This is a genomic window from Paenibacillus sp. J31R98, from assembly GCF_056269245.1.
Window position 1 is genome coordinate 945,399 of the sequence record NZ_JBWDNO010000001.1, and the last position, 24,694, is coordinate 970,092.

A 24,694-nucleotide genomic window follows, 5' to 3' on the forward strand; every position below is an offset into this window, starting at 1 on the left:
GGAGGAGTAAGCATGGATAGATGGAGTATCGCAACGCTTGCGGAAATAAAGGAATCAGTAAAGGAGAAGCTGCTAATTGAACGTTTGGAGCTGGAGGACGTGACGGCATCGGACATAAGCGATGACATGCCACTGTTCGGTGAAGGGCTTGGTCTGGATTCGGTTGAAGCGTTCGAAATTATGGTCGGCTTGGAAGTCGTGTATGGCGTCATGGTTGAAGGCATCGCGGCGGAAGAGTTGAAGGTGCATCTGTACAATGTGTCGTCCATCGCGAACTTTATTGCCGAGAGCATAAGGGAACGGACCGACAGGAACTCCGAGATCGCATGAACGGGCTGACACTTCGCAATCAAGTGGCCATCGTTACAGGTGCGACGCGCGGGATCGGCAGGGCCGCCATGGCACGTCTGGCGGAGGCTGGCGCGACTGTGGTCGGCGTCTATGCCAAGAGCGGGGATATTGCCTCGCGGCTGCAGGCGGAGATGACAGCTCAGTCCATTCCGGGCTTCTTCCGTCAAGGTTCAGTGGATGATCCTGTGTTCGTCGGCGAACTGATGCGGCAGGTAGAGGCGCAATACGGGCGCATCGATATCGTTGTCAATAACGCCGGCATTACGCAGGATAACCTGGCTGTACGGATGACGGTCGAAGAGTGGGACTCGGTGCTGCGGACGAACCTGCAAGGGACGCTGGTATGCGCGTCGGAAGCGATTCCCTACATGAAACGGCAAGGTTCTGGCGCAATCGTGAACGTCGTGTCGGTCTCCGGTATTTACGGACGGGAAGCGCAGCTCAATTATAGCACGGCCAAAGGCGCGATTGTCGGGCTGACGAAGTTATTAGCGCGCCGCCATGCTCGGGAGGGGATTACGGTGAATGCCCTTGCTCCGGGGATGATCGCGACGGATATGACAGAGCGGATTCCGGCTGACAAAATGGAAAATTTTCTGCGTCATACGACGATGAAGCGCCAAGGCACGCCTGAAGAGATCGCTGACGCGATTTTAATGCTAGCCTTCGGAGCTTCGGGTTATTTGTCCGGGCAAGTGCTCAAAGCGGATGGGGGATTTCTGCGATGAACAAAACCGTTCTCATTACGAAGTCCGGCACACTATTCAACGAGCCTGTTCTGCATCGGCTGCTGACGGATGGTTGCAACGTCGCTATGGTGTTCTCCGAACAGGACGAAGCGGACCACTACGCGGTAAGACTGCCTGAGGGAAGCTTCGATCGGTTCCATCCGATCATCGTAACCATGGAGAATGAAGAAAGCATTCGGGTGGCGGTCGAGTCGGCTGAGCGACGAATGGGCAGTCTGCAGGTGGTGATCCATGGCGTGGAGGAACGCGATGAAGAAAGTGCGTACGAGCTGGATCCCGTACAATTCGGGATCGATACGGCGACTGCGCTGCGGGCAAAGTTCCTGTACAGCCGTGCTGCGGCTAATCGCATGGCTCGCGAGAAAGCAGGGCAAATTCTGTTTCTGCTCATCGCGGACAGTCTCTATTACGAGGGGTACGGCTCTTCTCCGGTCATGAACCATGGTACGCTAGCGATGATGAAGACGCTGGCGAAGGAATTGACTCCACTTCGCATCTCCTCGAATGCGATTACGTTCGGTTATTACGATGATCAAGGCAGAGAAATGGATCGCAAAGTGCTGAAGAAGCAATTGGAGATCCATGCGTTAAAGCCGCATTTGCCGTTGCCGGAAGAGCTAGTCGCAGTCTCTTTGCCATGGCTGCTGCATGCGCCTGAGCGCTTCATTAGCGGACAGAATCTTCATATCGGCGCGGGGATGGACACCTTGATCTGAATGAGCGAATGGTAGGAGGGACCTTAATGATTCTGGGTATCGGCATGGATTTGGTCGACATCTCTCGATTCGGCAAAATGGTGAAAAAGGAGCACGAGGAGTTGGTCCAGCGGCTTCTGACCGATAACGAAATGACCGCATTTGAGGCATTAACAGGCAGCTCGCGCCGGGCGGAATGGCTGGCTGGGCGGTTTGCGGCGAAGGAAGCGCTAATGAAGGCGCTTGGCCTCGCGCTGCCGCAGGGGATTGGCATGCGAGATATCGAGGTGCTGCCCGACGATTGGGGCAAGCCCGTAATCGTATTGTCCGAGAATGTCCATCGTCAAATCGGAACGCCGTACATTTGCCATCTCAGCATTACTCATACGGCTACGACCGCAGGCGCTTTTGTCGTGATCGAACAAGTGGACAAGGTATGAGCACAATCGTTCGGAATCCTGCCCAGCCCATTTATTGAAAAGCCGCTTGCATGAAGTTTAGTCATTCGTTATAATCCATGTAATCCTATGTTGAAGGCGGTCAGAACCCATGCAACCATCTAAACTGACACAATTTCATCATCACAAACAGCGTTAGCACACCTGTATAAATTCAGGGTGGGCTAACGCTTCTCGCGTTGGCCTCCCTGCGGCATATGAAACGCGCAGGACCAAGAGGTCCTGCGTGTTTTTTTATTTTATCTAAAGAAAAGGATGATCGGTATGCAAAATGTAAAAGGGACCTATGATTTCTTGGGTACAGAGCAAGCGCTAAGAAAAAAAGTTCAAGCCACGCTTCAAGACGTGTTTGAATTGTATGATTTTGAGTCCATGGAGTCCACGATATTGAATGAACTTGATCTTCTGTCATCCAAGTATGCGGGCGGCGACGAAATTCTGAAGGAAATGTACCAATTAACAGATCAGGGCTCAAGGAAGCTTGGACTTCGCTATGATCTCACGATTCCTTTTGCCAAGGTGATTGCCTTAAATCCTGGTATCGAGTTTCCTTACAAGCGGTATGAGATTGGGAAGGTCTTTCGGGACGGACCTGTTAAACGAGGCCGATTACGTGAATTTCTACAGTGTGATGTTGATGTCGTTGGCGTCGCGGGACCTGAGGCAGAGGCGGAGTTGATGCTGTTAGCTATTGAGGTTTTCAAGAGGCTCGAGATTCCAGTTACACTTAGGTGGAATAATAGGCGTTTTCTGTGCGAGGTGTTAGAGTCTGTTGGCGTACCGGCGGAGAAATTGCTTTCAGTCATGTTGACACTCGACAAAATCGAGAAAATCGGAAAAGATGGTGTTAGTAAAGAACTGCTAGGTAACGGACTAGACTCGCGAGTAACGGGAGCAATAACTGATCTCATCCAGATGGAAAACCCCACGTTTGAACAAGTAGCAAGAAAATATGCATTGGAAGAATACCCAGGCGCGCAAGAAGTGAAGTTGTTGCAGAATATGATTAAGAAGTTAGGTTTAGAGCCATGCAAGTTCGATCCCTTTCTATCGCGAGGGTTATCGTTCTATACGGGAACGGTTTATGAGATTTTTGATGCTTCTGGAACGTTTAGTTCAAGCTTAGGCGGCGGTGGACGATATGATGCCATCATTGGACAGTTGGTCGGTAGGGATGATATTCAGTATCCTACGGTCGGCATTTCTTTTGGCATGGAATCCATCATGGAGTTGCTTGAGAATCGGCCCCTTCAAATGCAAGGCAGCCTGGTTACGGTCATCCCGATTGGCGATACGATTACAGAAGTCCTTGGTTCTGCGGCAATGCTGAGGGCGAGCGGGATCCGTACAAGTATAGACCTTAGTAGACGGAAACTTAAAAAATCGCTTGCAACAGCTTCTTCGAAACAAATCAGGTACGTCGTGCTAATTGGCGAGAATGAAGCAAATGCAGGGAAGGTACTGCTGAAGGATATGGCCTTGATGACTGAAGAGGTATTAACAATTCAGGAAGCAATCATGAAGCTAGGGGGATAGGAATGGCTGATCAACTATTTGAAGAACCGCGGCTTGCCGATGTGTATGATTTATTCGATTCGCTAGAACGCGAGGATCTTGACCCCTATGTAGCAATGGCAGAGGAGTTCGGCGCTCAGTCCGTGATTGATATTGGCTGTGGCACTGGTTTCCTTGCATGCCGGCTTGCTGCCCTTGGCAAGGAGGTTGTTGGCATCGATCCAGCCCTTGCTTCGCTTAACGTAGCAAGTCGAAAGCCGTATGCGGATCGAGTAAACTGGATTCATGGAACAACGTCTATGCTTGCTGGATTGCAATCGGATCTAATCACGATGACTGGCAATGTCGCACAAGTCTTCGTAACTGAAGAAGAGTGGATGTCTGTTCTTCGTGCTTGCCGTGAGGCATTGCGGACAGGTGGACGGCTCGTCTTCGAGGTGCGTGATCCAGCGAAGGAAGCATGGAAGAATTGGAATCGTGAGCAAACCTATCAACGGATTGAAACGCCGGACTTCGGAGAGATTGAGTCGTGGACGGATCTCGTGGATGTGCAACTGCCGCTTGTCGCATTCCGGCACACGTTTGTATTCCATAAAGACGGGTCGGTACTGAATTCAGACTCGACACTGAGCTTCCGGAGCAAGTCTGAGATTATGGACTCTCTTGCTGCTGTGGGCTTTATGGTTGATGACATCCGAGATGCACCTGATCGTCCGGGATTGGAATTCGTATTCATCGCTCGCTGCTAACAGGATAATCAATTCTCTTCGCGAATACATGAGACGAGGAGCTTCAGATTCTGCGGAGGTGAGCGAGTTGCGATTAGGGATAAATGGGGGAGTGTGGCCTACGATGGTCACCCCATACACGAGCGATAACCGGATCGATTATGCCGGGCTCGAGAAGTTGATCGAATGGTATATAGAGCGCGGCGTGCACGGATTATTCGCAGTGTGTCAATCGAGCGAAATGTTTTACCTCAGTTTGGAAGAGAGGGTATCACTCGCATCGTTCGTTAAACGTACAGCCGCGGGGCGCGTGCCGGTCATTGCTTCCGGCCATATATCCGATTCGTTCGAGGATCAGGTCAAGGAATTAAACAAGATGGCCGAAACCGGAATTGATGCGTTGGTCTTAATTACGAACCGACTCACCTCGCAAGAGGAATCGGACGAGGTATGGATAGAACGGATGGAGCAGTTGCTGCCGCATCTCCCGGAGGAAGTAACGCTTGGCTTATATGAATGCCCGTATCCGTATAAGCGGCTATTGTCTCCAAAGATAATTGAGTGGTGCGCCGACCACGGAAGGTTCCGTTTCTTAAAGGATACCAGCTGCGACATCGAAGCCATTCGGCTCAAGCTCGATGCGGCGAGCGGCAGCGGACTGCAGATATTTAATGCGAATGCGGCGACCTTGCTGCCGTCGCTCAAGCTAGGTGCGGCAGGCTTCAGCGGCGTTATGGCAAACTTCCATCCGGAGCTGTACGTTCGGCTCGTGGAGAACTGGAAGGAACGCGGTGAGGAAGCATCCGCTCTGGCTGATTTGTTAAGTGTGGCCTCCTTAATCGAGAGACAGCTGTATCCCGCGAACGCCAAGTATCATCTCACGCTGGAAGGTATTCTGACCAATGAGTTCTGCCGAAATCTGAATGGGCAGACGCTGTCAGCGACGAATCGGCTGGAAGTCGAGCAGCTTCGGCGGGTGTGGAGTGAGTACGCGAATCGAATTGCTACATGATATAGATCAACTAAGCTGCCGACCCGCTCGGCAGTTTTTATTTGGCATGGAAACATCTCCTAGCCCGAAAGAGTCATCTCATGGAAGTCGAGTCATGTTATACTGTTTCTGATTTAATAATAAGGAGATCTATACATGAACAAATTCATTGCAGGATGTTTCATTCTATTTGCTGTACTTTTACTACCACAGATGGCTTCAGCACATACGGAATTGAAAAATTCAACACCAGCCAAAGGAGAGAGTGTCAAAGCGGAGCTGAGGGAAATCAAGTTGAACTTTGCAACCGAGATTCAGCCTCTTGTTGTGCTTACGGTAACCGATGCAGCTAAGAAGGAAGTCTCTGTTAAAGTTGATGCCGGCAAAGATAATGTGACAGGCGTGTTCGATGCTCCACTTGCGGATGGTACGTATACCGTTAGTTGGCGGATCATCGGAGAGGACGGTCACAATATCAAAGGTGATTATTCATTCACAGTAGCCGTGCCTAAAGAAACAACACCTCCGGAACCTGCAACAACACCCGAGAATGCACCAGATTCAACAAGCGCAGGTAACGCAAGCTCTCAGGTAAACAACGCACCTGACTCGGCAACAACCTCAGAAGATAGCGCGAATACAACGGATTCAGCTGCCGATATAACTGATGCCGTTGATTCGTCAGTTGCTGATAATCAAGCCACTGATGTCGTTCTTCCCGAAGGCTATGAATCTGCAGGAGATACTGGCACAACACAGCATAAAACATGGACGGCGATTATTGCTGTCGCCGTACTTGTCGTGGTATTCCTCTTCTTCAGAAGAGTAATCAAGCAGAAATAGTTCATTCACGGCAAATATAAAATGCCTTTAGACACATGGATTCCAAGTGTTTAAAGGCATTTTTTATTTACTTCATTATTTACTCGGCTAGCTACTGCTCGCTCAAACGGATTTGATTAATGGCTTGAGCCAATATATCCATCGTCCGATTAGACTCCGCAAGTGTATTAGCCGTTCCGCCGACTTCGATCAAAGCGCTGTTCGGAGAGTAGTTCTGATTATACCATCCGTTACCGACGCTCTTATCTTTATAGTAGATTCCTCTGGACAGACCTGGGTATTTGGACGTGACCAGAGCTTGTAATTTGCTGGCGAAGGCAGCGTTCTGCTTCCAATTCGGATTCTCAAGTCCGATGACAAAATATAATTTGGCATAGTTGGTTCCGCGAATGTTGACTGTCGTCTCGTTTCGTGGACTCGTGTCGCGATGAAGATCGAACAAGTACTTGATTTGCGGATGTTGAGCCAGTTGATTGGCGATTGTTTTGCCTGAGTATACGTATGATTTCGAATAACTGAACTGGCTGCCGTAAATCGATGCGTAATCATATGAAGTTTGATAAACCTCCGCACCCATTGCTTGGAGGATGCCGGCTAACCGCGCGCCTAGCATGGTAACATTCGTTGTTGCATTGTATGCGAGATCGGGATTCGTAATGCCCGGCAATTCGGGAATCCACGATTCTCTACTATGCGACTGATAAATATAAATCGCCGACTTGGAGACCGAGTTTGCGGGCGGTGCCGATTTCATCTGAATGACCAGCTTAGACGATTCACCAGTGTTAATGATCTGGTAGCTTACCTTCTGTTTCAAATCCGCTACGACTTGGATGGTCGACGATTCCGGATCTTTCATTATGTAACGAATATCCGAAATATACGGATTGCTTGTAGAGATGCCCGTAACTTCACCCACCGTATTCGCGGCAGGCTTACTAATTGCCCCATTAAACGTTACACCTGGCAGATTAATGACAAGACGATCCGGATTGGTTAAAGTCGTAACGCTAGGTGAGAAGTTCCCGTTCGTAGCGATCGTAATTTGATTATTGTCCAATTCAATAGCCTGCAGCGACGGATATTGTTCCGGAGGAATGCTAGGTATGCTTGGATCGGTGGCAGGATCACTGCCGGAGACGCCGTTATTCGATCTCCACAAACCGACTGCATAAGCGGAAGCGTTCCATTTTACGATAAGACCAAGATTCTCGGCGACAAAACGAATCGGAAGCATCGTTACTCCATTAATGACGACTGCCGGCTGCTCCAACGGGATTGTTCGCCCGCCTAGAAGCGCATATTCACCGTTAATCGGCAGGACGATTGTCGTCTTATCCTTAGATAGGGTTGTAATCTGGCTCTTCTTATTCCAATTCACGTCCGCGCCTAATCCTTCCGCGATGACACGAATCGGCACCATTGTGGTCTGATTGATCAACCTTGGGGCAACAGCCGAGCTTAACTTCTTCCCATCCAGAAACAGCCCAATCGTCGCTGGTGCCGCATTGGTAGCCGGAATAGCCACTGTTAGCACGATTAATAGCGAGAAGAAAGCAAGGATTAATTGTCTCATCATTCACCTCGAGTCTAGTTGTCAAATCTAGCAACTTCTTGTCACAACAAAAAAACGCAAGCCTCTTAAAAATAAGAAACTTTCGCCAAGAACACAATGCTATATTTTTGGTAATGACCGAATTATACCCATGATAGGAACCAATTCTATGAAAATCCCAGTCATCTTCCTATGCGATTGAATAGATTAATAAAGTAGTCGTCGTACAGATTAGGAAGGGGAGACACATATGGCTGTAAGCAAAAACCAGATTGCGAAATATTACGGCAAGAAGATCTATGCGGTCAAGAAGGACGGAACAATCGTTACAGGGGTACTGACACAAGTTCAGGGGAATCGCGTGGTTCTGACTCAGTACAGACAGGAAGAAGGGAAAGCGGTAAAAGTGAAATTCCTTCTTCCATTACTGTTGTTTGATTTACTCGCAATTGGTTTGTTTGCTGGGTTTGGCGGATTTGGAGGCTTCGGCGGATTTGGCGGGTATGACGGAGGTTATTACTATTAAGGAGAAGTCTGCGTAATTCGTGGGCGGACTGTTGCGAAAGTAATAGGGGCAAGCGTGAGTCCAAACTCTACGGCAACGCTAGCGGTTGCCATGAACGCTAATAAGCGCTATGACAACCGCTACATTTTAGAGAAGGTTATATTTACTCGAGTAAGCACTGTGGCGACCGTTACAGTTTTGCTCGGGTAACCAGTCCGCGTAAATACGCGGGCTTTTTTATTGTATACAACTAAAGTGAAGGCTGTTGATCAGTTTGTATAATTTTATATATAAAATTTTCCAATATAGATTATTTTATATATTTAAACTAACTTTAAATTACTAAAAAATCTACATATTTCCAATTCAATAAGAATTGCATAATAATAACACTATTATTTATAAACACATTGTGTACAATAAAAAGTATAAAGCGATGTTGGGAGTGATGCAATGGTCCGAAAGCCATAAGTCCTTATACAGGATTCAATCATGTTGTTCACTTTAACTTTGATTCGGTAAAACAAAGCTAAGGTTTTTATGTTACTTATATTTTTTGTAGTACTTAATGAATTCATTCATCTTAATTGGAGGAAAGTTTGAAGTATGAAATCAACCAAATTAACTTTAATCTGTGCACTATCTTTAATCACAATATTGTCAGTAGGAGTACCAGCCTTTGCAGCGCCAGTTGGACAAATGGATTCAGTTGCAGATATCACATTTGAACAGAATACAACTCCTGTAACGCCGGTAGATCCAACACAACCAACAAACCCTGTTACACCAAACACGACAGATCCTGACGATCCGCATCAGAACGGGACTTTTGGTCCACTCAGTATTGACTATGTATCCAACCTGCATTTCGGTACAAATGTGATTTCTAGCTCTGATAAAACATACTACGCGAAATTGGATACGGTTATGAAAAGTGGTTCACCGGCTCAAGTACCTAACTTTGTACAAGTAACAGATGATCGTGGAACAAATACAGGATGGAAATTGACCGTTAAACAGAATGGACAATTCCAAACGACTGGCGGTGCTATCCTGACTGGTGCTCAACTTCAATTGAAGAATCCTTCTGCGAACTCTATGATCTCACAAAGTCTTGCTCCAAATGCAAGTGAAGTCACATTAGATCCAGGCGTTGATTCTAATGTGGAGATCGCAAATAATGGCAAGGGTATGGGGACATGGACAACCGCTTATGGTAATGATCTTACTGTAGCCGCAGCAAGTGTAAGCCTCTTCGTGCCCGGAGTGACTCCTAAAGTAGCGAATGAGCCATATAAAACAACTTTAACTTGGACTCTATCCGATTCACCTTTGTAAGATTCGATTGATTCAGTGGTTCAAACCGGAGGCAAACTTCTTGGATATGTTGAAGTTTGCCTTCTTCAATGAGGAAACCCGAGCAACTTAAATTAATTAAAGAGAGGCCTAATGATGAAAATAACAAAGAAAATTCTACTAAGTATTCTGGTACTTACGTTTATCATAAATATTCAACTTATTCATGCGAATGCAGCAGAAATGAAGTTTGCTGTCTCGGCAGTCATTCCTGACAATCAAATCGCCAAGAATGAAACATATTTTGATTTGAAGATGAAGCCAGGACAGAAACAAACCCTTCATATAACGATGAGAAATAATACAAAAAGAGCGGTCATTGTAGAAACCAATGCTAATACAGCGATTACGAACAGTAATGGTATCGCTGATTACAGTACGACTAATCCGAAATTTGACGACACGTTAAAAATACCATTTTCAAAGATTACTACAGTACAGAAAGAAACGAAACTCCCAGCCAAAAGTACTGTAACACTAAAAGTTGTTGTTGAAATGCCTAAGGAAAAGTTTGATGGTGTTATATTAGGCGGTCTTTATTTCAAAGAGAAAGAGGATAAAGTTAGCGCCTCCAAAAAAGCTGATGCTGTTCAAATAAAGAACGATTATGCATATGTCATCGGCGTTGTATTAAGCGAAACGGATAAAACAATCAAGCCGGATCTGCGACTAAATGAAATCAAACCTACACAAGTAAATGCTCGCAACGTGGTAACGGCCAACTTGCAGAACGTGAAGCCAGCTATGTTAAAGAATTTAAGTGTGGATGCCAGCATCTATTCGGAACAAGGGCAAAAGGTACTTCATGAAACCAAAAAAGAAAATTTAAGAATGGCACCTAATTCGAACTTTGATTACGCAATTAGTTGGGATAACCAAGAGTTTGAATCCGGAACATACCGTTTAGACATGACTGCTACAGATGGCGACCAGACCTGGAAATGGACAAGATTCTTTACGATTAAGGGCGATACTGCTAAACATTTGAATGCTTCAGCTGTAGAAATACACAAAGATTATACGATGTGGTACATCATAGGCTGGTCTATATTGCTGCTGTTACTGTTGATTTTCGTATTCTTCTTGGGGAGACGTTCGAAGAAGGAAGAAAAGGAAGAAAAGAAAGATGAAGTTTAAGCTTTAGGTTTGTAATGAAGGGTGCTTTTCATATGCCAGTTAGGATGTGGGTGAAAAACATGAGATACAAGATAAAGAAAAACATGAAAATTATCATTTCCAAGCTCAGGGCTCTAATAGGGGCAGCGGCAGTGGCTACTTTAGTGATTTTGATTGTGGCACCTATTGTGGCACCTACTCAAGTCTTTGCTTCAACAGGGATCGAATATCTATCAGGAATAAGTTCACCAGTACACCTCATTCAAGATAGTGCTGGAAACATATATGTTGCAAGTTCTAGCGGGAGTTCCGTTACCAAAATCACACCTTCTAAAGTGAAATCAACTTTCGCGAGTATTCCTGGTCAAACGACTGGTATTGCTCTAGATAGCGCGGGAAATATGTATGCCTATGGTACAAGTAATAATGGAAATATTACAAAAATAACGCCTGCTGGGACTACATCTACATTTGCTACTGTACCTGGTACAAGTAATCCGTATGATATAGCGGTTGATCGTAGTAATAATGTGTATGTTACAGATAGATATAGAGGTGCGATAACGAAAATAACGCAAGCTGGGGTTCAATCCACATTTGCTACTTTACCAATGGGCACTGGTTCATTGAACGGAGTGTGGGATATCATTTTTAACAGTGCTGGTGATATGTTTGCTTCAATACAATCGACGGGTAAAGTATATAAAATTGCAACAGATGGTACTACACAGGTTTATGCCGAAGATCTATCTCAACCATCAGGTATGGCATTGGATGCTGCAGGAAATTTATTCGTTGGAAACCGAGGTAATAAAACAATCATCAGAATATCACCAGCCGGGGTTCAATCCACATTTGATTCTGGAGGATATGATCCTTCAGGCATAATGGTTGATGCTCAAGATAATGTATTTATCGCGAGTTGGAGTACGAACCAAATCATAGAGTTGGTGTCATGTAACGTAACTGTACAATATAAGTACGACAATGAGACGACAGCTGCGCCGCTTACTACTCTAAATGGATACGACGGTGATCTGTATACAGCACCAATACCAACTATCTCGTGGTATATGCTCAATGCTAGCAAGTCCCCGAGTCTAAGCGGCACATTTACAACGAATCCGAAGACCGTCACGTATTATTATCAACTGGAATCTCCCACTGTAAATACAGTGAAGTTGAATGATACGATGCTGACAGGAGCGGGAATTCCAGAAGGTATGATTAAGGTGACGTTCCCGGATGGAACAACAGGAATAGCTACTGTCGATGGTAGCGGCTACTGGAATGTGCCGATTCCAGCGTCAGATTATAATAATGGCGGCACGGCTTCGGTTATGCAGACAGACTCAGGAGGCAATGCAAGTGGTTCAGTCACGGCTAATATGGCAGGGGCTCCGTTAAGATTGGACTTCGTACCAGACATTCATTTTGGCTCACAAGTCATTTCAGGCAATGATCAAACTTATACTGCTCAATTAGATCAAGGTACATCGGGTCCAATCTTAGTTCAAGTAACAGACAATCGTGGTACAGAAGCAGGATGGCATTTAACTGTTCAACAAAATGGACAATTCGCGGCTAATTCTGGTGTAAATAGGTTAACAGGCGCAGTTCTGAAATTAACTAATCCAATAGAAAAATCTATAAATGCTCAATCGTATGCACCAACAGCTTTTGACGTAACTATAGATCCGACTGGTGCAGCTCAAGATGTAGCATATGCCCCAGCAGGTAAGGGAATCGGAACCTGGACAACAGCCTATGGTAATGCTGAAGAAGGTGCGACCAGTGTAACGCTCTATGTGCCTGGTAAAACGGTTAAAGTTAAGGATGCAGAATATACCACATCATTGACGTGGACGTTAACAGATGCACCCTAAACAAATGATTTACAGATCATTTAAGAAAGGATGTGATGCCTTATGAATGTCAAAAAAATGATTGTATCGACTATATTAGCGAATGTACTGTTCATAACATCATTTCCGATCCTTAGGGATCTTAAAGCTCCTGTTGCATATGCAGCAGGATCAAATTTATTCCAAAACACTACTTTTAATTTCAATAGTACGGATAATAGTTTTCCGAGTTGGTTATTTGCGTCGTTTACGCAAACTGGCGGAGGTGCCACGAACGGCCAAAGTGTTACCAACTTATCTTATAATGGTGATGGTTGGTATACTGCAGATCCTCATGGACAATTTGCTAAGGTACAACCAACAACTGGAGGGATATTGCTAAGTAATCAAGATTTAACTGGTGGGCAAAATGTTAATATTGTATCTCACGCGATAAATACAGTTGTAGGTAAACAGTACAAAGTCTCTGCAGATATACAATATATTCAGATACAAGGGACACCAATAGTAGCATTGAATGTACGTAATGACTCTCCAATGGGCTTTAAATTGAATTCTACAGGCGCGCTACCACTAAGTAATGGGAGATACACAGTGACATTTACTGCTACAAACCCTGTAACCTACATTAACTGTTTTCTGGACGATGGTGTTGCTACTGGAACAAATGCCCAAACTATTATAAAGTTAAGCAATCCGGTAATTACACTTGTTGGACCTCCGACAATAACTGCTTCAAGTGTAATAAGTCCAGCAGGTTATACAGGTGGAGCAGGCAACTGGACAAACCAAAATACAACCGTTCACTTTACGGCAAGTGACGTTGACGCTGTTGTTGACCTTACAACCTATGAAATGTCAACAGACAACGGTGCAACTTGGCGTTCAACTGGTCTAACAAATGCAACAACTACAGGTGCTGACTACACGGTTACAACACCGGGTACGACTAATATTCAAGTAAGAGCTAAAGATATTTATGGAAACCAAAGCGATCCTGCCACAGATCCAGGTGCGATTTTCACGGTTAACTTGGATAAAGAAGCACCGTTTACAAACTATGTGGAAGGTCAATTATATAACAACACGACTGCAACCAACATAAGTTTCAGTGATGCACTAAGTGGAATTGAAACGGCGACGTTAGATGGAACAAACATCGATTCTGAAGCCATCAATCCAACTGATGGAACACACACTTTAGTGTTGACGGATCATGCTGGAAACCAAACAACGGTTCACTTTACGGTCGACAAAATGGTGTTGCCGCCAGTAGTGAACTCCGTAACAGATGTAAGCACAGCGATTACAGGAACGGCGGAAGTGAATAGTACGCTAACAATAACTTTTCCTGACCATTCGACCCTAAGCACGATAGCAGGTGCAGATGGTTCTTACTCAGTATCTGTCACGCCGGATAGCTTATTCGAGGGAGATCATGTAAGCTCGAGTGTAACGGATGTTGCAGGCAATACGAGTGAGGCGACAGATGTGACGGTAACTGCAGAAGCAAAGAATCCAGTAGATCCATCAAACCCGGCAAGTACAGTAAGACCTGTTGATCCAACAGATTCGAATGATCCGCATGAGCCAGGAATAAAGAATGCGTTAAGTATTGATTATGTATCGAACTTCCATTTTGGCAAGCTTCAAGTTTCCGGCAATAATCAAGTTTATACAGCTCAATTAGATCAAGTAAAACAAACATCAAGTGGTTCCACAATTCAAGTACCGAACTTTGTACAAGTAACAGATCACCGTAGAACAAACTCAGGTTGGAGGTTAACGGTCGAACAGAACGGGCAATTCATGAGTGGAAGTAACGTATTATCTGGTGCGGAACTGACATTAATAAACCCGTACGTAAACTCAATCACTGCTGAGCAATATGCTCCAGTATCGGATTCAGTCACACTAGATCCAAACGGTGCTGCCCAAGATGTAGCCAAAGCAGCTACAGGGAAGGGAAGCGGAACCTGGACACTAGGCTATGGTAAAGATAATGTACAAGGCTCGACAAGTGTAAGGCTCTTCGTACCTGGTACAACGGCTAAAGTTATAAGCGCCAAATACTCCACGCAATTACTTTGGACGTTAACGGATACGCCACTTTAATGAAGAACGAAAGAAAATCCGTCAAAATCATCACGAATGCCATACAAACTTATTGGTAGGTTGATCTACATCCCACCGATAAGCATGTATGGCATTTTCTTGTATCATCAAGCAAAAGTTAACCCTTTTTTACATAAGAAAACGTCATTCTAACGCGAAAAACATGAAATAAAAATGACTTGAAATAATGAGAACACGGAGTTAAATTGGTGGTGTGGTATTGGTTCTTGATGCCTATATAGGCATCATATGGGAAGGGTTATAAGGAATATTACCTATGGGTGTTCAGATAATTGGAGGAAATCGCATGTTAAAACTGGCGAAATTAACTTTAGCAGGTGCAGTATCTTTAACTACAGTCCTATCAGTAGGCTTACCGGCATATGCAGCCGCTGCTGACTCTATGGATTCATACGCAGATGTGACCTTTATTCATGATCCGGGAACAAAGGGACCATTAAGTCTTGACTATGTATCCGATATTCATTTCAACCCTCAGATAGCTTCTGGTTCTGGTAGCGATCACATTTATTACTCGAATATAGACTTTGTTCAAGTGACAGATGATCGCGGGTCAAATGCAGGCTGGACGTTAACAGTTAGCCAGAATGGGCAATTCAGAGCTAATGGTAATGGGCCAGAGTTGATTGGTGCCCAGCTAGCACTAAGCGCCCCGTACGTTAATTCTGTAAATGCTCAAGCGCTTGCACCAGTAGCTTCGGCAATAACATTAGATCCAAGTGGTGCTGCTCAAATCGTATCTATTGCGGATGTTGGGAAGGAAATGGGTACTGTATCTCTTACCGTACCCGATTCCTCTGTTATCGTACCGGATGCTCACTATACAACAAACTTAACCTGGGTTCTTGCAGACGCACCATTGTAATGTCTTAGAGAAACCAAAAAGCAAACATCAACGATGTCGTTGAGTTTGCTTTTTTTATTAGGACATGCGCTCTGGCCTGTTAAAGAAATATCCTTGAAAGTAATCCGCATAACCCATTACTTTCTCGAAATGATCCATATTCTCAATGCCTTCAACAACGATCTTGCTGTTCAGGACTTCGCACATATGAATAAGGTGCTTGAACATTTCGAAGGATTGGGTCGAATTACAAATGTCCATCGTGACCTCTTTCGCGATCTTCACGTAAGAAGGCTTGATTCTCGCCAATAATGGGAAGTTAAAGTAACCATGGCCCAAATCATCGATTGCGAATTGAACACCTAATTGTTTATACATCTCAATCTCTTCAATGACGTGAGAAGATAGAGGGGCATGCTCCGTTAACTCGATCACAATTTGTTCAGGTTTCACGTGAGTATATTCATCCCAATTCCAAGGTATCAATTGATCGGAGAAAGGATGTGAATTGATAAACAGTTTCTTTCCGGGACAAATAAAGGATTTTACAGCCAAAATCTTCAGCATGCGATCGATCTCACGAATTTCGTTCATTTGAGCTGGATTCGCTTGCGTAAGCATCGATATAAGCTGCCTGGATTTCAAACCATGAATCAATGATTCATATCCATGAACTTCATCTGGCGTGTTAATGGATTGGTATGCGCAATACATGTCCAGCATTCTACATCACCCGTCTTGCGCCTGTGCAATGGTTATACCAGAACGAGTCTGTCCACTTCGAGAAAGTCACGCCAATACCTACGCTATAAGTTTGAAGAACCAAGTCATTGCCAACATAGACGCCGACGTGGTTAGTCTTGCCGTCACCATTGGTATCAGAAAACACGAGGTCACCGGGTTGAATTTGATCGCGTGGCACATACTGACCAAATGTAGATTGATTGATTGAACCTGAAGGCAGTTTGATTCCTGCAACCGTGCTGAATAGGTATTTCATAAGTCCTGAACAATCAGCTGTTTGCAATTCACCATTAACAATCGTCGTACCACTGTAGACATAAGGAATGCCTTTGTACTTGTTCCCCAGGTCAATTATGCGTTGCACCTTATCGTTAACACTTTGCGGCAACTGTGCCGCTGCTGGTGTAACGGTTTGAGCAGCTTGTTTGGCTTTAACTTGCTTGGTTGAAGCTTTCTTAGTTGAAGATTGCGTCGTTCCATTTACCTTAACATAATTAGTTGATAGGTAACCTGTATGGCCATTGTAAGATGCTTTGACCCACCATTGATTGAATTTCACGACGTGAATTCTTGTCCCAGATTTGACGTAGCCATATGTACCACTCGTTACTTTAGGTGAGTAGTGGAAGTTGGCTGTTTTGATTATAACGGCATTCGTAGTCGAAGCGGCAAAAGACATTGTAGGAATAAGAACAGCAATCATGACTAAAGCTATAAACAACGTAATTAGTTTTTTCATTTGTTGTATTCTCCCTTTCACATTCAAATTCATATTTGTACAACATGTTCAAAAATGGATATCCCGACACCAACGATAACTTGTCATGTAGACAAGGTTGTATTCAATCTGTTCACGAAAACACTGCGCAATGCCCCGTGAAGCACAGTTCTCATTGTACACAATAAAAAAACATGATCAATGGTAATGATAGGGGGAACATAAAAACCCCACACCACTACTGGGCGTGAGGCTCATTAGGATATGGAGAACGAGGGTTGAACAACGATGCCGAAATCGCAAACACTTGAGCAGAAGGCCTACAGTATAATCAAACAACACATTATACAAGGTAAATATACGCCTGATACTCATTTATCCGAGGCGCTATTGGTTGATGAGTTAGGGATGAGTCGAACTCCCATTCGAAGAGCTCTGGGGCGATTAGAATCAGAAGGATTAGTTACACATCACAGTCATTACGGATCGGTTATCAATAATATTCAAATATCGATGCAGGAAATATTAAATATGGCCGAAATCCAGCTCTACTTCGCCATAGCAAGTATCGAGAAAGCAGAAAAAAAACAACTGACATTTGATATTCCAACATTACGCGACTGTATCGAAACATTAGAATTGGCATTTGAGAAAGAACAGCCTCAGATTTTCTTTCAGACGATGGCGTCTTTCTATTCCTCCATTATCCGCGTTAATCATAATCATCTGATGGAGGATGTAATGAATGATTTATGGACGCGATTTGTCGCGGGAGCATCAGCAACGGCGTTTCAATATCGTAAACAAGGGATCGAACGTACCATTAATCAATTTAAAGTGGTTGTCGATATCCTGGAACAACATAAATACGAAGAAGCCATCGACATGTTAAAAGTAACACATAGAGATTCGATGAAGGATTATATCCTTTGAAACCAATAAGGCTATCCATCAAGAGGTGATAAGTACCATGCCAAGATCAAGAACATTAGAAGAACAAGCTTACAATGAAATTCGACAACGTGTACTATCAGGTAGCTTAAAACCTGGATCTCCTCTAAATGAAAAAAGTTTAGTCGAAGAGTTAAATATGAGTCGGACACCCATTAGGCGGGCAATAGAAAGACTTGAGTCAGAAGGGGTTTTATCCACTCAAAGCCAATTTGGTTCAACGGTGAATCATACTCGGTTCTCGATGCAGGAAGTCATTAATACATATGAGGTTCAGCAATCCTTTATTGTGACTACCATACAAAAGGCTCAGAAAAAAGGATTGTCGTTTGACATTGAATCCTTACGCAGGTGTGTCGAATCCTTAGAAGCCGAGACTGAAAAGAATGATCATGTCCAATACTTTGAGACCTTGTATCGCTTTCTCCGTATTCTAATAGCTCCATCTCATAACGAACTTATGCTAGAGATCCTCCAAGATATTAACAATCGTTTCATGATACATTCTGCCCAACCTGTGTTTACAACTAGAAAATCGGGGTTAGCATCAACAGTGGATTCATTAAAACAATTTCTCACGGAATTAGAACGCAAGGACTATGAGAGTGCGATCGCAACCTGGCTGCAGCTTACGCGGAATGCGATAACGGATTTGGTTCTATAGCTACAATGAATATCAAGGCGAGCCTTAGAAGCGATTCTAGAGGCTCTTTTTTATGTGCGCGTGTACAATTACGACTTGGAAATATGTATATGTGTACACCTGTTTTTTTATTGTGTACAATCAGAGCTGTTGTTTTGAACAGGCGGAAGACATGCAGGTAGCTGTATTACTTATATAGATAAAAATTACTAGGGGGATTCAAATGTCCATTGATTTAAACGATTATGTAATGATAAACCAATCCACCAATGCTTACTACGCTGAGACTGGAGTTGTAGTAGGTGCAGATGGCAATGATAATGTAGATGTAGATGTCATTTATCTTGGCAATCACATCAAGGTTACTCTTCCGAGTTCTAATGTCGTCGAGCTTGATGGCAGGAACTTGAACGCGAAGGCCAAGGCGATCTATATCGACGCCATCCAAGACGGGGCTAAGGCAGGTTGGTCCAAGTATGGTGTGCTCCCTTCCTTGACGCTAGCTCAATCGATTCTGGAGAGTTATTGGGGTACAAGCGACCTGGTGAAGAATGCGAATAACATCTTTGGAATCAAGAAAGGTTACAATTGGGCAGGAGATACGGTTACGGTTAACGCGGATGAGATGATTGATAGTCAATGGGTGAAGGAATTATCAGCATTCCGTAAGTATCCGACTTGGGATGACTCCATCGTGGATCATTCTTTATTCCTAACGGGTAAAAGATACAGTGCGGTTATTAATGAGAGTGACTATAAGAAAGCAACAAAATCAATCTACGATGCAGGTTATTCGACAGATCCGCTATACTCGCGAAAGTTAGTGAGTATAATCGAAACCTATGACTTGACTCGGTTCGACCCGGTGCATGTAACACCGCCAAATCCACCAACACCGTTCCCTACAGCACCGTCGCCATTAGATAATCCGCAGTTAGTGATTCCTTCAAATGTGATTACACCAACGATATCGGGGCTTAGTATCCCCAATAAAATAATTGGAAATACGGTTTCTGTGAATGCTCAATCGACTCCTGCATACAGGATGGCGGCGAAGTACACGATAAACGGTAAAGACACATGGTTACCCGCTCAGAGTGCAAGCAATTATTCCTATACCTTTAAACCGACAATTCCGGGGACGTACACCGTAACCGTTTATTCGAGAAGCCTAGTTGAATCTGATCCCAAATCCGGTACATCAAGCACAAGCATGACCTTCACCGTCTACCCGTCGGTTGTCACGCTAAAGTCTGCCTTGAATATGAGGAACGGCGCAGGAACTATAATAAAAGTACTACCTGCAAGAAGCGCCTGGAAGATACTTGAGGTGAAGCCCGGTTGGTGCCGAATTGGCAATGATTCGTGGGTGACGACAAATTCGAAATATGTAGTTATGGGAACCGCGTCTTAAACAAAAGCCTGCTCCTGACGACATGTCAGGAACAGGCTTTTTTTGCGCGTAACAAACTGACGTCTAGACTATGGGATGATGATATCAGAGTACCCAGCAAATATAGTCTGCGATCCTGGCGCAGTGCTCATCCATGTTGCGATATAGCCGCCGGGAGGAACGCTTGTGATCGTGATATAATCGCCGATCGTCTTAACGGGATCGGGGCCAACTTGCCCCGTATTAGGGCTGAAGGAGACATTCGTGATCCGCGTATTCGTGAATGTTTGCCCTCCGTTAATGGATCGCGCCACATAGACGTCAAGATCGAAGTTATTCACTTGATTGCTATAATAGACGATATTAACGACGCCCGTTAACGGGTCGACGTCAATGAATGGGAAGAAGTTCTGCGAACCGGCCGGAGCTCCCGTAATGCTGACTGGCGGCGACCAAGCTGCGCCTTCATTGACCGATTTGGACATGAAGATGTCGGCGTAGCCCAGACGGTTATCCTGCCATACGGCATACACCGCGCCGGTGTTAGGCCCGATGGACCTGTCACAAGATATGCTTGGGTAGGTCAATACCCTGAAGCCATAGCCGGGTACCGGGAGCACGAGTGGAACTGGGACGACGTCCGAGACAATTATCGCGTTGCCGAAGGTCGTCCCGCCGTCGAATGAACGACGGATGTAGTAGCGGTCATTCGGCGTGTTCACTGTAATCCAAGCTGTATAGACAATGCCCGATAGATCGACGGTTACGGCCGGCCTTCTTACTTTGTCCACGGGGCTGGAGAGCAGGATAGGCGTATCCCAAGTCAAGCCTCCATCTCTCGAACGATCTAAGAAAGCTGTAATATTGCCGTTATTAGCGACATTGAACTGATTGGCTCTCACGACATAAACATTGCCCAAGTAGGGGCTAGATTGTCCGTTATCTGCGATTAGGAAGGTCTCGTCATTATTAATGTAAGTGCCGTAACCGGGCGCGACAAGTATTGGATTGCTGAACGTGGCGCCATTATCGTTAGAAACATAGACAAAGGTCGATCCGAATTGATGTCCGGGGAAAACATGAGCGCTGACGATAAAGGTGCTAGGGAATCTGTATGCAACGGACGCGCACTCCGCTCCGGTGAATATTCCCGGTGGCAGCGGAAGTAACGAGGTTGTCCATGAATCGCCACCGTTTATCGAACGATAAAGACCGACTTTAGGCGACTCTCCATCCGTATGGTCGGTCGCAGTAGCTACCATGATGCCCGGGATGAGCAGATTGACCGCGATGCTTGGCTCATATTTCGGCAAAATTCCGGTTGTAACTTGGAAATTAAAATTCGTCATTTGACATCCGCCTCCACACGAACGCTTTTTCACCATCATATTTCGCTTAGGCTCGTCATATTCCATCTCGGATTTGGGCTGCGCGCTGGTGATGAAGTTGGCAGGAAAACGTGGGAATATCTTGAAAATATAAGTGGAAGGAAGTGACGACAGATGGCGATCAAAACCACGTTCAGCAACAAGGAACTGCTCCATATCCTTTCAAACTACGATCTTGGTGAATGGGTTCATTCTGACCCTTGTGCAGGCGGGGCCGTGCAAACCAATATCGTTCTCCACACCACTAGTGGGAGATATGTGTTCAGATATTATGAGAATCGCAAGGAGGAATCCGTCTTATTCGAAGTAAGCCTCCTCGCTTACTTGAAGGAGCAGCACTATCCTTGTCCGGCACCTATCATCAATAAGCATGGTGGCTATATCGGCGTTCATGAGCAGAAGCCCTATGTCCTCTTCGAATTTTTGGACGGTCAACATATCGAGGAGCCCACGATGGACCAAAGGAAGCAGCTCATTCAGAAAGCGGCAGAGTTGCACACCCTCACACAGCACTACTCTCCTGTAAATAAACAAGAGCGATGGAATTACAGCGTAGAACTTTGCCGTGAGCTTGCCGATCAAGCTTCTCGCAGAATAAACACGACAGCTGCGATGGAGAAGTTCGCTTGGCATGAGCAAGAGCTGCTACAGCTTCAGCTCCCGCAGTCGCTGCCGATGGGGATCTGTCACGCGGATTTCCACTTCTCCAATGTGCTTTATTTAAATGATGAGTTCCATGCTTTGCTCGACTTTGACGATGCCAACTACACGTATCTTCTGTTTGATCTCGTAGGTTTAATCGAGTCTTGGGCTTGGCGTCACGATCATGACGAAGTACTTGATATGGGGAAGGCTAGAGAGGTTGTTGCCGAGTATACGAAATACAGGGCGCTGCAAAGCTCGGAAGAATTGCATCTATTCGATGTATACAAGTTAAGCATCTTAATCGATTGTGTCTGGTTCTTTGAACGCGGGAATGGGCAGGATTTCTATGAGAAACGGAAAATCGACTTCTTAAATGGGATTGGGCGAGAACAGTTTCATCTCCAGCTGTTCAACAAGTGAACAGGATACTTTCATGAAAAGCGGGCACAATATCTCCAAAAAATGGAGAGTCGAGGACGCTTTATGAACTGGCTTTGGTTAACAGGAATATTATGGATGTTCAAGACGGTCGATAGCGCCGAGCATTTAACAGTAACGCTGCAAGGGCAACCTCCTGTCATCATCGATCGCGCGGATTATGCTTCACCTGGTTTCACAATGGTGGATTTGGACAAATTCGATCGGCTTCTGAGAATCTTGGAGAGACAGAGCTATGAAAGCCCTCGTAACGCGGTCATTAATGATTACGGTGGAATTAAATCCGAAGAACCGGGACACAGACTGAATGAGAGGATGTTTACCGAGAAGTTCTTCGAATACTTCTACGGTACAGGCTCGTCGGTTATCGATGTGCCGCTTGACAACGTTTATCCGCGTGTTGATCGCGAATTATTGGCGAATATTAGAGAAAAACCGATTGGTCACTATGCAACTTATTATAACGTCCGCAACAAGAACCGATCGCATAACATCCTTCTGGCTGCCAGAGCGATTAATAATACGGTCATTTTTCCTGGGGAAGTATTCTCCTTCAATAAAATCGTCGGCAAACGCACCAGAGAAAAAGGTTACCTGGATGCTCCGGTCATCGTAAGAGGGGAATTATCGGAAGGGATCGGAGGCGGGATCTGTCAGGTCTCCTCAACCTTGTTCAATGCGAGCGACCGTGCGGGACTTCATATTGTGAAGCGTTACTCTCACAGCCGCAACGTTCCTTATGTGAGACCGGGACGTGACGCGACAGTTAGCTGGGACGGACCGGATTTTGTCTTTCAGAATCTCTACAATCAGCCGATACTCATCCGAGCTCAGGCGGTTCCAGGCAAACTGTTCGTTTCCATCTATTCCTCCGACGTTATCGAATACAAGCCTCGCGTGGTACCGGGTATGTCCTTCGGACAGCTGCCTGAGGAGATTTCCGCATCCGCCGAAGAGATGGAGATACCAGGAAGCCCATAGATTTAGGATGATATGACGACTTTAACCGCGCTCTGCGCGGTTTTTTTGATGAGATCCCATAATAGAACTTGCAAATCGAGGGAGACAGATGAATGATAAGATGGCAGGATTTTATAAAGAAATCTACCATTTTGTCATACGGGATTGACGAGTTTCTTCTATAATTTTGAATTATGAAGGGGGACGGAAGGGATGAGAAGTAGCACGGCGGCATACAGGATTCCTCTTCAGCAGCTACGTCTGCTTATGCTTCAACCGATCCGAATTGGGGGTCTAACGATTACTCTACTGGATGCGCTGTCGGCCGAACATGAGAAAGACTGGTCGTATCCATCGCATCGTCATCCCTGGTTTGAATACAATTACGTCTCTGATGGAGGGCTCTACACGACGTTAGCCGGGAACGAGTTCCGGATTGAAGCGGGGCAGTCCTACCTCATTCCGCCAGGTATTGTTCACTCTCATCGGCATCGACAAGGGGAGAGTGACGATGGGTTCTGCCTTCGATGGCAAATCGTCGAAGAAGTTGGCGAAGTCGGAACGGGTACCGCCGAAGAAAAAGAATTTCTGCGATGCTTCTCGCAAGTCCGGCCGTATCCGTTAAAGCCTGAGACGGCTGAACCTCTGCTGACGCTTCGTCCCGAGATGAGCGTGCTTGCACTGCGATCCGCTTTCGCGAGCTGGATAACTGGCTTGTTCGAAGACTGGCGAGCAAGTACGCAAATTCATCTGTTGGAGTCTCACGATCACAGCGATGCGATTGTCAGGCAAACGCTTCTATATTTGAACGCTTATTATGCGAACGAGCTGCGCGTGCAGGATATCGCAAGCAGCCTGCATGTTAGTTACCGGACATTAGCAAGGCTATTCAAACAACGTACAGGCGTAACGGTGATTGAGAAATTGAACGATATCCGAATTAGGCAGGCGAAGAAGCTATTGATCGAAACGCAGCTTAACTTGAAACAAATCGCGCTTGCTGTGGGATTAAAGAATGAGTTTTATTTCTCAACGTTATTTCGTCAGGTTGCGATGGTAACACCGTCCTCATTCCGTGAACTACATAAACCATTAGTTTGAACAGGT

24 protein-coding genes are annotated in these 24,694 nt (G+C 45.2%); 20 read left to right on the top strand and 4 right to left on the bottom strand.

What is annotated here, in order from left to right; all coding sequences use genetic code 11:
- Positions 1–12: 12 nt before the first annotated feature.
- From AC0YNX_RS04275 to AC0YNX_RS04310, 8 genes are all read left to right on the top strand, one after another.
- Positions 13–330, top strand: coding sequence for a phosphopantetheine-binding protein (locus AC0YNX_RS04275; RefSeq protein ID WP_475814396.1), 318 nt, complete (start codon positions 13–15; stop codon positions 328–330).
- Positions 327–1,079, top strand: coding sequence for a 3-oxoacyl-ACP reductase family protein (locus AC0YNX_RS04280; protein ID WP_475814397.1), 753 nt, complete (start codon positions 327–329; stop codon positions 1,077–1,079). Before AC0YNX_RS04275 ends, AC0YNX_RS04280 begins: the two co-directional genes overlap by 4 nt.
- A complete protein-coding gene (locus tag AC0YNX_RS04285) occupies positions 1,076–1,816 on the top strand; it encodes an SDR family oxidoreductase (RefSeq protein WP_475814398.1) in 741 nt (246 codons plus the stop codon). The genes AC0YNX_RS04280 and AC0YNX_RS04285 overlap by 4 nt, the downstream gene beginning before the upstream one ends.
- A 26-nt stretch (positions 1,817–1,842) precedes the next feature.
- Positions 1,843–2,235 (top strand): holo-ACP synthase, encoded by a 393-nt coding sequence (gene acpS, locus AC0YNX_RS04290; protein WP_475814399.1) that lies wholly within the window; start codon positions 1,843–1,845, stop codon positions 2,233–2,235.
- Between the two features lie 282 nt (positions 2,236–2,517).
- Entirely contained in the window at positions 2,518–3,789 is a 1,272-nt protein-coding gene (locus AC0YNX_RS04295) for a histidine--tRNA ligase (RefSeq protein WP_475814400.1), read from the top strand.
- A gap of 2 nt (positions 3,790–3,791) precedes the next feature.
- Complete coding sequence (locus AC0YNX_RS04300) at positions 3,792–4,517, top strand: class I SAM-dependent methyltransferase (protein WP_475814401.1); 726 nt, start codon at positions 3,792–3,794, stop codon at positions 4,515–4,517.
- A gap of 28 nt (positions 4,518–4,545) precedes the next feature.
- Positions 4,546–5,508, top strand: coding sequence for a dihydrodipicolinate synthase family protein (locus AC0YNX_RS04305; RefSeq protein WP_475814402.1), 963 nt, complete (start codon positions 4,546–4,548; stop codon positions 5,506–5,508).
- 135 nt (positions 5,509–5,643) lie between these two features.
- A complete protein-coding gene (locus tag AC0YNX_RS04310) occupies positions 5,644–6,330 on the top strand; it encodes a copper resistance CopC family protein (RefSeq protein WP_475814403.1) in 687 nt (228 codons plus the stop codon).
- 91 nt (positions 6,331–6,421) lie between these two features.
- Here AC0YNX_RS04310 and spoIIP read toward each other — a convergent pair whose 3' ends face one another.
- Entirely contained in the window at positions 6,422–7,909 is a 1,488-nt protein-coding gene (gene spoIIP, locus AC0YNX_RS04315) for a stage II sporulation protein P (RefSeq protein WP_475814404.1), read from the bottom strand.
- A gap of 226 nt (positions 7,910–8,135) precedes the next feature.
- On the opposite strand from spoIIP, the gene AC0YNX_RS04320 reads away from it, so the two are divergent.
- The 6 genes from AC0YNX_RS04320 to AC0YNX_RS04345 all read left to right on the top strand — a co-directional run bounded on the left by AC0YNX_RS04320 (position 8,136) and on the right by AC0YNX_RS04345 (position 15,728).
- On the top strand, positions 8,136–8,411 hold the full coding sequence (locus AC0YNX_RS04320) for a hypothetical protein (RefSeq protein ID WP_475814405.1): 276 nt from the start codon (positions 8,136–8,138) through the stop codon (positions 8,409–8,411).
- 585 nt (positions 8,412–8,996) lie between these two features.
- On the top strand, positions 8,997–9,728 hold the full coding sequence (locus AC0YNX_RS04325; protein WP_475814406.1) for a WxL domain-containing protein: 732 nt from the start codon (positions 8,997–8,999) through the stop codon (positions 9,726–9,728).
- Positions 9,729–9,848: 120 nt separating this feature from the next.
- On the top strand, positions 9,849–10,883 hold the full coding sequence (locus tag AC0YNX_RS04330) for a WxLIP family cell surface protein (RefSeq protein ID WP_475815175.1): 1,035 nt from the start codon (positions 9,849–9,851) through the stop codon (positions 10,881–10,883).
- Between the two features lie 59 nt (positions 10,884–10,942).
- Complete coding sequence (locus AC0YNX_RS04335) at positions 10,943–12,748, top strand: WxL domain-containing protein (RefSeq protein ID WP_475814407.1); 1,806 nt, start codon at positions 10,943–10,945, stop codon at positions 12,746–12,748.
- Positions 12,749–12,790: 42 nt separating this feature from the next.
- Positions 12,791–14,842 (top strand): WxL domain-containing protein, encoded by a 2,052-nt coding sequence (locus AC0YNX_RS04340; RefSeq protein ID WP_475814408.1) that lies wholly within the window; start codon positions 12,791–12,793, stop codon positions 14,840–14,842.
- A gap of 307 nt (positions 14,843–15,149) precedes the next feature.
- Positions 15,150–15,728 (top strand): WxL domain-containing protein, encoded by a 579-nt coding sequence (locus tag AC0YNX_RS04345; protein ID WP_475814409.1) that lies wholly within the window; start codon positions 15,150–15,152, stop codon positions 15,726–15,728.
- A gap of 57 nt (positions 15,729–15,785) precedes the next feature.
- Here the strand turns inward: AC0YNX_RS04345 and AC0YNX_RS04350 are convergent, their stop codons facing one another.
- Positions 15,786–16,430: an EAL domain-containing protein gene (locus tag AC0YNX_RS04350; protein ID WP_475814410.1), complete on the bottom strand. Its 645-nt coding sequence runs from the start codon at positions 16,428–16,430 to the stop codon at positions 15,786–15,788.
- Between the two features lies 1 nt (position 16,431).
- Positions 16,432–17,190 carry a C40 family peptidase gene (locus AC0YNX_RS04355; RefSeq protein WP_475814411.1) on the bottom strand — a complete coding sequence of 253 codons (759 nt, stop codon included), beginning with the start codon at positions 17,188–17,190 and terminating at the stop codon, positions 16,432–16,434.
- A gap of 267 nt (positions 17,191–17,457) precedes the next feature.
- Here AC0YNX_RS04355 and AC0YNX_RS04360 point away from each other — a divergent pair, with 267 nt between their 5' ends.
- The 3 genes from AC0YNX_RS04360 to AC0YNX_RS04370 all read left to right on the top strand — a co-directional run bounded on the left by AC0YNX_RS04360 (position 17,458) and on the right by AC0YNX_RS04370 (position 20,177).
- Complete coding sequence (locus AC0YNX_RS04360; protein ID WP_475814412.1) at positions 17,458–18,102, top strand: GntR family transcriptional regulator; 645 nt, start codon at positions 17,458–17,460, stop codon at positions 18,100–18,102.
- 37 nt (positions 18,103–18,139) lie between these two features.
- Complete coding sequence (locus AC0YNX_RS04365) at positions 18,140–18,784, top strand: GntR family transcriptional regulator (RefSeq protein ID WP_475814413.1); 645 nt, start codon at positions 18,140–18,142, stop codon at positions 18,782–18,784.
- Positions 18,785–18,986: 202 nt separating this feature from the next.
- Positions 18,987–20,177, top strand: coding sequence for a glycoside hydrolase family 73 protein (locus tag AC0YNX_RS04370; RefSeq protein WP_475814414.1), 1,191 nt, complete (start codon positions 18,987–18,989; stop codon positions 20,175–20,177).
- A gap of 68 nt (positions 20,178–20,245) precedes the next feature.
- Here AC0YNX_RS04370 and AC0YNX_RS04375 read toward each other — a convergent pair whose 3' ends face one another.
- Entirely contained in the window at positions 20,246–21,505 is a 1,260-nt protein-coding gene (locus AC0YNX_RS04375; protein WP_475814415.1) for a sialidase family protein, read from the bottom strand.
- Positions 21,506–21,658: 153 nt separating this feature from the next.
- On the opposite strand from AC0YNX_RS04375, the gene AC0YNX_RS04380 reads away from it, so the two are divergent.
- The 3 genes from AC0YNX_RS04380 (at position 21,659) to AC0YNX_RS04390 (ending at position 24,688) form a co-directional block, all read left to right on the top strand.
- Positions 21,659–22,609 carry a homoserine kinase gene (locus AC0YNX_RS04380; protein ID WP_475814416.1) on the top strand — a complete coding sequence of 317 codons (951 nt, stop codon included), beginning with the start codon at positions 21,659–21,661 and terminating at the stop codon, positions 22,607–22,609.
- 63 nt (positions 22,610–22,672) lie between these two features.
- Complete coding sequence (locus tag AC0YNX_RS04385; RefSeq protein ID WP_475814417.1) at positions 22,673–23,608, top strand: VanW family protein; 936 nt, start codon at positions 22,673–22,675, stop codon at positions 23,606–23,608.
- Between the two features lie 192 nt (positions 23,609–23,800).
- Positions 23,801–24,688 carry a helix-turn-helix transcriptional regulator gene (locus AC0YNX_RS04390; protein WP_475814418.1) on the top strand — a complete coding sequence of 296 codons (888 nt, stop codon included), beginning with the start codon at positions 23,801–23,803 and terminating at the stop codon, positions 24,686–24,688.
- Positions 24,689–24,694: the final 6 nt, after the last annotated feature.